At 71.4% G+C, this 12,438-nt stretch carries 11 protein-coding genes; 8 read left to right on the top strand and 3 right to left on the bottom strand.

Annotated elements, in window-relative coordinates; all coding sequences use genetic code 11:
* Positions 1-42: 42 nt before the first annotated feature.
* Together AB0F70_RS03205 and AB0F70_RS03200 are read right to left on the bottom strand one after the other, a co-directional pair.
* Positions 43-1,191 (bottom strand): polyprenyl synthetase family protein, encoded by a 1,149-nt coding sequence (locus AB0F70_RS03205; protein ID WP_357443485.1) that lies wholly within the window; start codon positions 1,189-1,191, stop codon positions 43-45.
* A gap of 9 nt (positions 1,192-1,200) precedes the next feature.
* A complete protein-coding gene (locus AB0F70_RS03200; RefSeq protein ID WP_357443483.1) occupies positions 1,201-1,788 on the bottom strand; it encodes a hypothetical protein in 588 nt (195 codons plus the stop codon).
* Positions 1,789-1,917: 129 nt separating this feature from the next.
* Between AB0F70_RS03200 and AB0F70_RS03195 the strand changes: the two genes are divergently transcribed.
* The 3 genes from AB0F70_RS03195 to AB0F70_RS03185 all read left to right on the top strand — a co-directional run bounded on the left by AB0F70_RS03195 (position 1,918) and on the right by AB0F70_RS03185 (position 5,755).
* Positions 1,918-3,297, top strand: coding sequence for a DUF4192 domain-containing protein (locus AB0F70_RS03195; protein ID WP_357443481.1), 1,380 nt, complete (start codon positions 1,918-1,920; stop codon positions 3,295-3,297).
* 81 nt (positions 3,298-3,378) lie between these two features.
* Positions 3,379-3,744: a universal stress protein gene (locus tag AB0F70_RS03190; RefSeq protein ID WP_357443479.1), complete on the top strand. Its 366-nt coding sequence runs from the start codon at positions 3,379-3,381 to the stop codon at positions 3,742-3,744.
* A 322-nt stretch (positions 3,745-4,066) separates the two neighbouring features.
* On the top strand, positions 4,067-5,755 hold the full coding sequence (locus AB0F70_RS03185; protein WP_357443477.1) for an RNA polymerase sigma factor: 1,689 nt from the start codon (positions 4,067-4,069) through the stop codon (positions 5,753-5,755).
* A 231-nt stretch (positions 5,756-5,986) separates the two neighbouring features.
* Here AB0F70_RS03185 and AB0F70_RS03180 read toward each other — a convergent pair whose 3' ends face one another.
* Positions 5,987-6,226 carry a hypothetical protein gene (locus tag AB0F70_RS03180; RefSeq protein WP_051109391.1) on the bottom strand — a complete coding sequence of 80 codons (240 nt, stop codon included), beginning with the start codon at positions 6,224-6,226 and terminating at the stop codon, positions 5,987-5,989.
* A 189-nt stretch (positions 6,227-6,415) separates the two neighbouring features.
* On the opposite strand from AB0F70_RS03180, the gene AB0F70_RS03175 reads away from it, so the two are divergent.
* From AB0F70_RS03175 to AB0F70_RS03155, 5 genes are all read left to right on the top strand, one after another.
* Positions 6,416-8,539 carry a DNA topoisomerase IV subunit B gene (locus tag AB0F70_RS03175; RefSeq protein WP_357443475.1) on the top strand — a complete coding sequence of 708 codons (2,124 nt, stop codon included), beginning with the start codon at positions 6,416-6,418 and terminating at the stop codon, positions 8,537-8,539.
* A 111-nt stretch (positions 8,540-8,650) separates the two neighbouring features.
* Positions 8,651-9,094, top strand: a complete 444-nt coding sequence (locus tag AB0F70_RS03170) for a DUF4430 domain-containing protein (protein ID WP_357443473.1) — start codon at positions 8,651-8,653, stop codon at positions 9,092-9,094.
* Positions 9,073-9,699 (top strand): DUF6580 family putative transport protein, encoded by a 627-nt coding sequence (locus tag AB0F70_RS03165; RefSeq protein ID WP_357443471.1) that lies wholly within the window; start codon positions 9,073-9,075, stop codon positions 9,697-9,699. Before AB0F70_RS03170 ends, AB0F70_RS03165 begins: the two co-directional genes overlap by 22 nt.
* A gap of 224 nt (positions 9,700-9,923) precedes the next feature.
* Complete coding sequence (locus AB0F70_RS03160) at positions 9,924-10,886, top strand: hypothetical protein (RefSeq protein ID WP_357443469.1); 963 nt, start codon at positions 9,924-9,926, stop codon at positions 10,884-10,886.
* A 229-nt stretch (positions 10,887-11,115) separates the two neighbouring features.
* Positions 11,116-12,405 (top strand): lipase family protein, encoded by a 1,290-nt coding sequence (locus AB0F70_RS03155; RefSeq protein ID WP_357443467.1) that lies wholly within the window; start codon positions 11,116-11,118, stop codon positions 12,403-12,405.
* The last annotated feature ends 33 nt before the right edge of the window (positions 12,406-12,438 follow it).

Below are 12,438 nucleotides of genomic sequence, written 5' to 3'. Positions count from 1 at the left end.
TGTGACCGGACCCTTTGACCTGACCAGTGCTAACCGCTCGGTTCACGCAGCCCGGTCGACGGCGGCGTGAGCCAGGTCGGTCAGCACGCTCCGGCCGGGCTCGCTCAGGTCCGCGAGATCCAGCAGGGCGTGCGCCCGGACGGCGAGGTCGTCGATGAGATGCTCGACGGCGTCCAGCGCACCCGAGCCGACGATCACCGTGCGGACCCTGGTGACGTCCTCCTCGGAGAGGTAGGGGTCGCCGAGCGCTGCGGTCAGCGTCGCGGCGTCGGCCCCGTCCGGGTCGGGCAGCAGGGCGAGGGTGCGCGCCACGACCACCGTGCGCTTGCCCTCGCGCAGGTCGTCCCCGGCGGGCTTGCCCGTGACCGCGGGGTCGCCGAAGACACCGAGCACGTCGTCGCGGAGCTGGAAGGCCTCGCCAAGGGGCAGGCCGGCCGCCTCGATCCCGGCCGCCGCCTGCGCTCCCCGGCCGGCCAGCAGCGCGCCCAGCGCGAGCGGCGCGGCCACGGAGTAGCTGGCGGACTTGGCGCGCAGCACCTTCCGGGCACGCTCCTCGTCCGAGGCGGGGTCGTCACCCCAGGGCTGCGCCTGGACCAGCACGTCGAGGTACTGGCCGACGACCACCTCGCTCTGCATGGTGTCGAACCGGGCACGGGCCGCCGCGGCGACGTCGGCCGGAAGCGGCGCGAGCGCCGCGGAGAGCTCACGCTGGGCGGCGAGGAGCACGAGGTCACCGAGCAGGATCGCCGCGGCGTCGCCGAACCGCACCGGCTCGCCGGACCAGCCGGCTTCGGCATGCTTGGCGGCGAACGCGCGGTGCGTGGTGGGGCGGCCGCGGCGGGTGTCGGAGTTGTCCATCACGTCGTCGTGCAGCAGCGCCGCGGCCTGGAAGAGCTCGAGCGCGGCGCCCACCCGGACCGTGGCGACCCTTGCCAGGTCGGTGGGATCGGCGGAGCCACCATGGGCACGGAAGGACCAGTAGCAGAACGCCGCGCGCAGCCGCTTGCCGCCCATCAGCAGCCCCGCCGCTTCCTCGACGATCGCCTCGGCGCTCGGGCTGATCGCGCCGACCTCGGCGGCCAGCCGGCCGAGGTGAGCGGTCACGGCGGCGTCGACGTCGGCACGGAGGTTCTCGGTGTCGAGCAGGGCTGCGGGATTCAGGGCACCGGTACGGGCGGGTGATACGGACACGGCACCAGCCTATGGGGTGCGGACCGTGCCGCTGATCGAGGCGAGGCGCCGCTTCCCGTCGTCCAGCACGCCCACGACCAGCGACTCCTGGATCTCGCCTGCCTTCGTGCTGGAGACCCGCAGGAAGGCGGTCTGAGCGGTCAGGCCGCTCGACTCCGGGGCCGCGATCTCCTTGAAACCCTGCTCGACCAGGATCCGCTTGGCCTGGGCCACCACGTCCTTGGTCGACAGGCCCGACGCCAGGTTGAGCGTCACCTGCGTCATCGGGACCGGCTTGGCCTTCGAGCCCTTCGTGCCCTCCGCGGCAGGTGCGGGAGCCGCCGAGGAGGCGAGCAGGGTGGCGCTCTCCGGCATCGGGAACAGGTCCGCCGGGAAACCCTCGGCATAGGTGGCGACCGCGGACGAGGGGTCGAAGGTCGGCAGCTCGGCAGGGCCGCCCGACACCGCCGCGCGGGCCTCCGGTGTGCTCTCCGCGGTCGCTCCCGACGCCCGCGACTCCGTCCCGACGCTCCCGGTGCCGCACGCCGTGGTCGCGAGCGCCAGCCCGAAGGCGGCGGCGAGCGCTGCCGTGCGGCGGGCGGTGGCGAGGTGGGGCACGTTGCACACGGTAGCGGGAGAGACCCTCGCGAGGACAGCGCGCGGCGCCGAGCCCGACCACAGGAGATCCGTTGTCCACACGGCCCTCCTGGGCGCGCCGCGGCCCCGGCGAGCGGCTGGGATCGAGGCATGAACCCCAAGGACATCACCTCGAAGAACCTCGGCCGGCGATCGGCGGCGCCGAACGCCACGGTGGTCCGCGTCGCCGGACCGGAGGACCTGCTCGCCTACATCCCGTACCGGCTCGGCTTCGAGCCCGCCGAGTCGGTGGTCGCGGTGAGCCTCACCGGGCCGCGCCAGCGGGTAGGGCTCGTGGCCCGGGTCGACCTCGCCGACCTCCGCCTGCGGCAGCCCGACGACCCGCAGGGGCCCGACGGCGCGGCCACCGCCCGCTGGCTGACCGACCATGTGGTGGCCGACGGCGCGGACCGCGCGGTGGTGGTGCTGTACACCGCCACCGACCCGACCGCGCCGTCGGGGGCCGCGCGCCGCGCCGTCGAGCTGTTGCGAGCACGGCTAGAACGCAGGCTCCCCGGCACCGAGGCCTGGCTCGTCGCCCCGACGGGCTTCCGTGCGCTCGACTGCGCGGACCCGATGTGCTGCCCGGCGGAGGGCCGACCGCTGTCCGTCCTGAAGGGCAGCCGGGTCGCCGCGCACATGGTGCTCGAGGGCCGCACCGTTGCCGGCACCCGCGAGGAGCGGTACGCCCTGCGCGCCGCGCCCGAGCAGGCAAGGACCCAGGCCCGGCGCGCGGCGGCCCGCTGGACCGACACCTACCGGCGGCTCCTGAACGCGACCAGGTTCCCGGACGGCGGCGGACCCGTCGACCACACGGCCCCGGCCCGTCGCACGGAGCAACGGCAGGGGGCCGCCTTCGGCCCGCGGGCGGTCGAGGCGCACGCCCTGCGCGCCGAGCGGGAGCTGGGGGAGTGGGGCGCCGAGAGCCTCGGCCTGTGGCGCTCCGCGATGCGCGTCGCGACGGACCTCCGGCCCGGACAACCACTGACGCTGTCTCCGGTGGACCTCGGGAAGATAGGCGCGGCGCTCGCGGACATTCCCGTGCGGGACGCGGTGCTGCTGAGCCTCGCGCCGGGCACCGAGGAGGCGGCGCTGCGGACCGCGCGCCGGCAGACGGACGGTGACACGGACACGGCGACGGGGGCGGTGATGGCGCGGATCGTCGACCCGGAGCAGGGCGTCCCGCCGGACGAGGCGATCACTCGTGCGGCACGCCACGTGCTGGAGGCCGTGGTCACTCACGTTCCACGCAACCGACGGGCCCCCGCCTACGTGCTGCTGGCGCTCGTCGCGTGGTGGCGCGGCGACGGCGGCCTGGCTGCCGAACGGGTCTCCGACACGCTCGGCGTGGATCCCGGCTACCGGCTCGCGCTGCTGCTCCGTGGGGCGATCGCCGGGGGAGTGCCTCCGGGCTGGGTGCGGCGCGAGCAGGGCGCGCGGCAGGGCCCGCTCGGCGGGGAGCCGGAACCGGAGGAGGCGGCGGCTGTGTGACGCACTGCGGGCGAGGCGCGGTGGGGGACGCGCTGCGGACGAGGCACTACGAGGGTCGTGGCGTGCGGTAGCGTCGGGAGCATGACGATCGTCGTCGGCCACCTCGCCACGCCAGAGGGCCAAGAGGCTCTCAGCTCCGCTGTCACCGAGGCCAGGGAGCGCAACGTCCCGCTGGTCGTCGTCACCAACGGCAAGCGCCCGGAGGACGAGTGCAGGGCCGAGGCCGACGAGCTCGTCAGCAGCCTCGCCGGCGATGTCGACGTGCGCGTGGAGCACGGCACCGGCGACCTCGCCGAGGACCTGATCCGCATCGCCACGAGCGCCGGCGCCGATCTCATCGTGATCGGCCTGCGCAAGCGCAGCCCTGTCGGCAAGCTCATCCTGGGCGCGGGTGCCCAGCGGATTCTCGTCGAGGCGCCGTGCCCGGTCCTGGCAGTGAAGGTCTGACGCGGCGAAGGTCTGACGCTCTAACGCGGTGGCGAAGGCCTGACCTGGCCCGACCGATTCCGGTCCCGGCCCTGGTCACGAGCGTGGCCTCGACCAGTTCGCCAGAAGCGGGAATGGTCGGGCCATCTGGTTCGTTGACTCTTGGCACGCGAAATGAGATACACCCGCGGGGCTGCCCCGCCAGACGTGACTTCGCACTGACTTTGCCCATATCACCGCGTTCGTCGCGGCGTACATGGAGGCCGACGGTACAATATATATGTTCGCCGGCGGAAGCAGAAGGTCCAGTGAAGGCCCCGCCGGCGGTACACCGCCCCCTCGAATGCCGAAAGGTCGGTTTGTGGCGCCCACTCCGCTGAAGACCCCCCAGGACACCGCTCCTGTCCCTGCACGCGACAACCTGCCCCGAGAGTTCGAGCATCCTGCCCTGCAGGAGCTCCTTGCTCGAGGTGCCGCCGACGGCTCGGTCGACGCCGAGAGCTTCCGGCGCGCATGCGAGACCGCGGAGGTCGGTGACGCCAGGCGGCTCAAGGCGGTGCTGCGCGCACTGGCCAACGCCGGCGTGCAGGTTGGACTGCCTACCGTGACCAAGGTCGCCGCCGCCGCGGCTACCCGCTCCACCGCGGTCGCCGCCAAGGCGCCCGCCGACGGCGACGCCGAGGCGAAGCCCGCTCGACGCACCCGTGCGACGACCGCCAAGGCCCCCGCCAAGAAGGCTCCGGCGCGCTCCGCCGCGAAGGCGAAGGGCGCCGACGAGGTTGACGAGGCCGACAACATCGAGCTGATCGACGTCGACGACGTCGACCTCGACGACGAGGCCGCCACGACCGCGCGCAAGAAGCCGGCGGCCAAGACCGCCGCCAAGAAGCCTGCCGCTCGGGGCAAGTCGAAGTACGACAACATCGAGCCCGACGGCGTTGCCGTCGAGGAGCCCGAGGAAGAGGCCGACTCCGGGACCGAGATCGTCACCAAGGCGACCCGCGGTCGCGGCGGCAAGGCGGGCAAGGAGGCCGACGAGAGCGCAGGCTTCGTCGTCTCCGACAAGGACGACGACGACCAGCCCGCGCAGCAGGTCGTCACCGCCGGCGCCACTGCCGACCCGGTCAAGGACTACCTGAAGCAGATCGGTAAGGTCGCACTGCTGAACGCGGAGCAGGAGGTCGAGCTCGCGAAGCGCATCGAGGCCGGCCTGTTCGCGGAAGAGCGTCTTGCCACCACGGAGTTCAACCGGGACGACAAGGACCAGCGCCGGTTCGAGCGCGACCTCAAGTGGATCGCGCACGACGGCAAGCGCGCCAAGAACCACCTGCTGGAGGCCAACCTCCGGCTCGTGGTCTCGCTGGCCAAGCGCTACACGGGCCGCGGCATGCTGTTCCTGGACCTGATCCAGGAGGGCAACCTCGGTCTGATCCGTGCGGTCGAGAAGTTCGACTACACCAAGGGCTACAAGTTCTCGACGTACGCCACCTGGTGGATCCGTCAGGCGATCACGCGAGCCATGGCCGACCAGGCCCGCACCATCCGTATCCCGGTGCACATGGTCGAGGTCATCAACAAGCTGGCCCGTGTGCAGCGCCAGATGCTCCAGGACCTGGGCCGCGAGCCCACGCCGGAGGAGCTGGCCAAGGAACTCGACATGACGCCCGAGAAGGTGGTCGAGGTCCAGAAGTACGGCCGCGAGCCCATCTCGCTGAGCACCCCGCTCGGTGAGGACGGCGACAGCGAGTTCGGCGACCTCATCGAGGACTCCGAGGCAGTCGTGCCCGCGGACGCGGTGTCGTTCACGCTCCTGCAGGAGCAGCTGCACCAGGTGCTCGACACGCTCTCCGAGCGCGAGGCCGGCGTGGTCTCCATGCGGTTCGGCCTGCAGGACGGCCAGCCCAAGACGCTCGACGAGATCGGCAAGGTCTACGGCGTGACGCGTGAGCGCATCCGCCAGATCGAGTCCAAGACGATGTCGAAGCTGCGCCACCCCTCGCGGTCCCAGGTGCTGCGCGACTACCTCGACTAGGTAGAACCTCGACCAGGTAGAACCTCGACGCCGGGCGGGTGAATCTTCTTCGGAAGGATCCCCGCCCGGCGTCGTCGTGTGGACGTCCATCGACGTCCACGTGCTCGGCAGGACCAGCGACCCGACCATCACCACCGGGGGCAACGGGCATGCCGACGGCGGTGAGTCACCTCGCTGGGTGACTCACCGCCGTCTTCGATCTAGGGGTCCGGTGGGTGTCCGGCCTGGAGCTCAGGCCTGACCGTGCTCCGCGTGGAGCCGGTCGGTCTCGTCCTGGACATGGGTGGCGACGTCCGCATAGGCGGACGCGTGTGCGCGGGCGTGGTGGCCGCAGAAGAGCAGCTCGCCCACGGGCAGAACGACGCGCACATAAGCCTGCGCGCCGCAGCGGTCGCAGCGGTCGAGGGCGGTGAGCGGTTCGGTCGTCAAGGTCGTCACATCTCCATCCAACCATTCGCTCGCGCGGTTCATGCCAGCCCGGGTGGCCGGTTCGCTGCGAGCATAGCGGCGTGGCTCACAGTCTTGGGCCCCATCCGCCCCCAATTGCGCTGAAAGGGTAATTTCCGTCATGGGGTGAATTTGTTCGCGGGCGACCGGCCGTGAGGCGCCTCACCGGCCCTCCTCACCTGGGTTGTCGGTGACCTCGTCTACGCTGTCGCCGTGACCGCAACGTCCGAGTCGTACACCGCACGCCACCTGTCCGTCCTCGAGGGTCTCGAGGCGGTTCGCAAGCGTCCCGGTATGTACATCGGGACCACCGACTCCCGGGGCCTGATGCACTGCCTCTGGGAGATCATCGACAACTCCGTCGACGAGGCCCTGGGCGGGCACGCCACGAAGATCGGCATAGTCCTGCACGCCGACACGTCGGTGACGGTGTCCGACGACGGCCGTGGCATCCCGGTCGACATCGAGCCCAAGACCGGCCTGAGCGGCGTCGAGGTGGTCTTCACCAAGCTGCACGCCGGCGGCAAGTTCGGCGGCGGTTCCTACCAGGCGTCCGGCGGTCTGCACGGCGTGGGCGCCTCCGTGGTCAACGCGCTCTCCGCGCGCCTCGACGTCGAGGTGGACCGCGGTGGCAAGACACACCGCATGACCTTCCAGCGCGGCGAGCCCGGGCAGTTCTCCGACCCGGCCTCCGGGCCCGACCCGGACGCGGCGTTCCAGCCGTTCGTCGACCACTCCGAGCTCGTCGTGTCGGGCAAGGTGCCGCGCGGCCGCACCGGCTGCCGCGTGCGCTACTGGGCCGACCGGCAGATCTTCCCCAAGTCCGCGGTGTTCAGCTACGACGAGCTGGTCACCCGCGTGCGGCAGACCACGTTCCTCGTGCCGGGCCTCGAGATCCGGGTGCGCGACGAGCGCGGGCTGCCCGGCACGCCGGGCGAGGACGGGCCGCACGAGGAGGTCTTCAAGCACGACGGCGGTGCTGCCGACTTCGTCGAGTTCCTGGCCCCCGACTCGCCCGTCACGGCGACCTGGGTGCTCCAGGGCGCCGGCACCTTCAAGGAGACCGTCCCGGTGCTGGACGAGCGCGGCCACATGTCGCCGCGCGAGGTGCTGCGCGACTGCGAGGTCGACATCGCGCTGCGCTGGGGCACCGGCTACGACACCGAGGTGCGCTCCTTCGTCAACATCATCTCGACGCCCAAGGGCGGCACGCACCTGACGGGCTTCGAGCAGGGCCTCCTCAAGGTGATCCGCAAGGGCGTGGAGACCAACGCGCGCAAGCTCAAGGTCTCGGCCAAGGACGGCGCGGAGCGGATCGAGAAGGACGACGTGCTCGCGGGCCTCACCGCCGTGGTCACCGTGCGCCTCTCCGAGCCGCAGTTCGAGGGCCAGACCAAGGAGGTGCTGGGCACCGGCCCGGTGCGCCAGATCGTCTCCCGCGTGGTCGAGCAGGAGATCCACGCCCGCCTGAACTCCGCCAAGCGCGACGAGAAGACGCAGGCCTCGCTGCTGCTCGACAAGATCGTCGCCGAGATGCGCGCGCGCATCACCGCCCGCAAGCAGAAGGAGATCTCGCGTCGCAAGAACGCGCTGGAGACCTCCTCGCTGCCCGCCAAGCTGGCGGACTGCCGCTCGAACGACGTGGACCGCTCCGAGCTGTTCATCGTCGAGGGCGACAGCGCGCTCGGTACCGCGAAGCTCGCACGGTCCAGCGACTTCCAGGCGCTGCTGCCGATCCGCGGCAAGATCCTCAACGTGCAGAAGGCGTCGATCAGCGACATGCTCCGCAACGCGGAGTGCGCGGCGATCATCCAGGTGCTCGGCGCCGGTTCGGGCCGGTCGTTCGACCTCGAAGCGGCGCGCTACGGCCGGATCATCATGATGACCGACGCCGACGTGGACGGCGCGCACATCCGCACGCTCCTGCTGACGCTCTTCTACCGGTACATGAAGCCGATGGTGGAGGCCGGGCGCGTGTTCGCCGCGGTGCCGCCGCTGCACCGGGTCGAGGTGATCGGCAACGGCCGCCGCAAGAACGAGTACATCTACACGTACTCCGAGGCGGAGCTGGGCGCCACGCTCAAGAAGCTCGACAAGGCGGGGCGGCGCTACAAGCCGGACATCCAGCGCTACAAGGGTCTGGGCGAGATGGATGCCGACCAGCTCGCGGAGACCACCATGGACCCGCGGCACCGCACGCTGCGCCGCGTCACGGCGGAGCACGCCGAGGCGGCAGAGCGCGCGTTCGAGCTCCTGATGGGCACCGACGTGGCGCCCCGCAAGGAGTTCCTCATCGCGGGCGCCGCCGCGCTGGACCGCTCCCGCATCGACATCTGACCCGGAGCTGGGTCCGGCGGTCCGCCGAGGGCCCCGCTGCCTGGGACCGTCGTGGTGCGGGGCGCTGAGACGGCCGTGCCACGCGGACGGCGGCCGACTTAGACTCGCGCCGTGAACACGATCTCTCGCCGCCCGCTTCGGGCGGCCGTCGCGGCTGCTGCCGCCGTTCTGATGGCCGGCCTGCTCGCTGGCTGTGCTCCGGACGCTCAGCCGGACGCGACAAGCCAGCCAGCGGTGAGTGTGCCGTCGGACGCCGCCTCCGGCAGCGCCTCGCCGTCCGACGACGCCTCGTCGTCGGCCGGGGCGGAGACCTTCAGCTACGCGGGCCGCACCGGAGCCACCGCGCTCGAGCTGCTGCTCGAGGAGGACCCGTCCGCGGAGGTCACCGGTGAGGGCGAGAACGCGTTCGTGACCGCCATCGGCGGCCGTGCCGCGGACGACTCGAAGAAGGAGTTCTGGTCGCTGTCCGTGGACGGCGAGCCCGCGCAGGTCGGGGCGGGCACACTGGAGACCGAGGACGGTCAGGAGATCACGTGGACAATCGAGACGTACTGACACCCCAGGCCGACGGCCGGGGACGCGACCTGACGGTCGCGGAGCTGGCGCACCGCTGGTGGCGTCCTGCGACGGTCGTGCTCGTGCTGGCCGCCGCCGTCGCGTGGCGCCTGGTCGCGCCGGGGCTGGGCGCGCCGCCGAACCTGGAGATCGCGACCGCCGCGACGTTCCTCGCGGTGCTGCTGCTGCGCAACCGCTGGGCGGCGGTCGTGCCGTTCGCCGTGGTGGCCGTCAGTGACGCGGTGCTCGGCAACACGCAGATCATGTGGTTCACCTGGTCGGCGTGGGCGGTGATCGGGCTCGGCGCGATCCTCGCGCGGCACCTGCGCGGCCCGGGCCGGTACGCTGCCGCGCTCGGCGTGGGCGTCGGCGGTTCGCTGTGGTTCTTCGCGTGGACCAACTTCGGCGTCTGGCTGATGGACGGGATGTACCCGGCGACCCTGGACGGGCTCCTCGCGAGCTACGTCGCGGGCCTGCCGTTCCTGCGCACCATGCTGCTGGGCAACCTCGTCCTGGTTCCGCTCGCCGCCGTGATCGCCTCGATGGTGGAGCGGGCGGAGGCCCGGGCAGAGGCCGCGGGCAGCCTGCGCGCGGTGCGGGGCTGAGCCGTAACGTTCCGGGTGATAAACCGGTTCAAAGCAGGTACTTAGTACTCTGTTGACTTCACCCCTCAGGTGCCGCAATCTTTTGTGAGCCAGGGGGAAACCGGTTTCTGTGCGCGGTCGCACGGCAGCTGCCTGGGTCTACGACGCTCGAGGGCAGCACCGTGCACGACCGGCCGAAGTGGCCGCGCTGTCCTCGATCGACCTCAACGAGGAGGAAGATTCGTATGGCTGGAACACGACGTATGGCAGCGCTCATCGGCGGCTTCGGAGCGGGGGCCGTGCTCATCGCGAGCGCCGTCCTGGTCCCGGGAATCGCCAGCGCGGAGCCCGCGCCGGCCGCGGTCACCGCCACGGCGGTCGGCTGGGCCGCGCAGAACGGTGGCACCACGGGCGGCGGGAGCGCCTCGAAGGTCACCGTCCGGACGGTGTCGGAGCTGACCGCCGCCCTCGACGGCAGCACGGCGAAGGTCGTCGAGGTCTCGGGGAACATCTCCTGCAGCGGCATGATCCGGGTCGGCTCGAACAAGACCCTCCGGGGTGCGTCCGGCGCGCGGCTCAGCGGCTGCGGCCTGAACGTCCGCCAGGTCAAGAACGTGATCGTCGAGAACCTGGCGTTCAACGGCTGGGACGACGACGCGATCAACATCGAGACGTCCACCAACGTGCTGATCGACCACAACACGTTCGGCACGGGCTACGACGGCTCGGTCGACACGAAGCGCGGGTCGGACTTCGTCACCATCTCGTGGAACCACTTCGACGGGCAGGACAAGAACTCGCTCGTCGGCCACTCCGACGACAACGGGTCCCAGGACCGTGGGCACCTGCGGGTCAGCTACCACCACAACTGGTTCGACGGGACCAACCAGCGCAACCCGCGCGTCCGCTTCGGCAACCCGGTGCACGTGTTCAACAACCTGTACACGAACGTCGGCAGCTACGGCGTGGCCTCGACCCAGGAGGCAGGCGTGCTGGTCGAGGGCAACTACTTCGAGAACACCGAGGACCCGTTCCACCGCGGCGAGGGGTCGTCCAGTGCGGGCGGCCTCCTGGCCCGGAACAACCACTTCGTGAACTCGGGCGGAGGGCAGCAGGGCGGCTCGGTCGCGAGCGTTCCCTACTCCTACCGGCTCGACTCGGCTTCCCAGGTGAAGTCGATAGTGAGCGCGGGAGCCGGCCAGTCCTGACCGGCCACTCCTGACCGGCGAGTCTGACCGGTCAGGCGGGGCCGACGTCCCTGCAGTGGTTCGCCGCCCGACGGCGGTGCGTGTGCTCGTCAGCGCGCACCGCCGTCGGGCGGCCTCTTTCGCCCGGGCACTTTCACCCGGACACTATTGCGGTTAAAGTCAGTAGCGGCCCGCTCGTGGGCCCGGGCGCTCAGTGCTGAGCGTCCGAGGGCCTCAACGAGGAGATCCGATGCCGAACGTCACCCGCCCGCACGCCCGCATGTCCGCATCCCGGTCCGCCGTCTTCGTCGCGACCCTGGCCGTGCTGGCCCTGCCAGCAGCAGCACTGCCCGCAGCGGCCCTGCCGGCCCTCGCCGCGCCGTCGACCACCGCGTCCACCGCACCCGCCACCATCGCATCCGACGTCCAGGACCTACCGGACCTCCCCGATGTGCCCCTGCAGGCGCGCGCCGACGACGACTTCTACACCCCGCCGGCCCCGCTCCCGGACGGTGCCGACGGCGAGGTCGTTCGCTGGCGCGAGGAGCCGCGGCAGCTCAGCGCCCGCAGCTACCTCCTCATGTACCACTCGACGAACGCGACCGGGCAGGACATGCCGGTGACCGGGCGGGTCCTCGTGCCGAGCGCGCCGTGGCGGGGCGAGGGGCCACGGCCGATCGTCTCGGTGGCGAGCGGTACGCGCGGCGTCGGCGACACGTGCGCGCCGTCGCGCTGGCTCGACTACGAGCGGCCGCTCATCGAGCCGATGCTGCTGGCGGGCTGGGCGGTGGTGGTCACCGACTACGAGGGACTCGGCACGCCGGGCATGCACACCTACGTCGTCGGGCAGTCGGAGGGGCGGGCCGTCATCGACATGGTGCGTGCCGCGACCAACCTGCCCGCCACTGGCCTGGAGCCCGGCGGCAAGGTCGCGTTCTCCGGCTACTCGCAGGGCGGTGGGGGAGCGATGTGGGCGGGTGAGCTGCAACCGGAGTACGCACCCGAGCTCGACCTGGTGGGAATCGCGGCGGGCGGCGTGCCAGCGGACCTCACGGAGGTGGCCGAGGGGCTCGACGGGAAGGTCGGGTTCGGCTTCCTGCTGCTGGCGGCCTACGGGATGGACGCCGCCTACCCCGAGCTGGATTTCGAGACGTACCTCAACGAGCGCGGCCGCGAGACCTACGAGCGAGAACAGGACGACTGCGTGGACGGCACGCTCGCGCACGCTTTCCAGAACATCGGGATGTTCACGACGACGAACCCGCTGCACTCCCCGGAGTGGCAGGCGCGCCTCGACGAGAACCGGCTCGGGGCCAACCCGCCGGACGTGCCGATCCACCTCTTCCACGGGACCCTCGACGAGATAGTCGCCCCGGGGCAGGCGCGGACGCTCCGGAACGAGTACTGCGTGGCAGGCGCGGACGTGCGGTGGGAGTGGCACCTCGGGGAGCACGTCTCCACGTTCGTGACCGGCGCTCCCGGCGTGATCACGTTCCTCGACCGGCGGTTCCGGGACCGCCCCTTCCTCGGCCACTGCTGAGGCGGTGAGCCAGGGTGAAATCCCTGGTGAGAG

This window comes from Promicromonospora sp. NPDC023805, assembly GCF_040639635.1.
Lineage (GTDB): Bacteria > Actinomycetota > Actinomycetes > Actinomycetales > Cellulomonadaceae > Promicromonospora.
Note: the sequence above shows the minus strand (reverse complement) of the source record. Positions and strands in the feature narration are given on the sequence as shown.

Excerpts from the sequence above, each read along its gene's own strand:
- AB0F70_RS03195 (WP_357443481.1), top strand. The coding sequence starts at position 1,918 with ATGAACCCCAAGGACATCACCTCGAAGAACCTCGGCCGGCGATCGGCG.
- AB0F70_RS03190 (WP_357443479.1), top strand. The coding sequence starts at position 3,379 with ATGACGATCGTCGTCGGCCACCTCGCCACGCCAGAGGGCCAAGAGGCT.
- AB0F70_RS03185 (WP_357443477.1), top strand. The coding sequence starts at position 4,067 with ATGCCGAAAGGTCGGTTTGTGGCGCCCACTCCGCTGAAGACCCCCCAG.
- AB0F70_RS03180 (WP_051109391.1), bottom strand. The coding sequence starts at position 6,226 with ATGAACCGCGCGAGCGAATGGTTGGATGGAGATGTGACGACCTTGACG.
- AB0F70_RS03160 (WP_357443469.1), top strand. The coding sequence starts at position 9,924 with ATGGCTGGAACACGACGTATGGCAGCGCTCATCGGCGGCTTCGGAGCG.
- AB0F70_RS03155 (WP_357443467.1), top strand. The coding sequence starts at position 11,116 with ATGCCGAACGTCACCCGCCCGCACGCCCGCATGTCCGCATCCCGGTCC.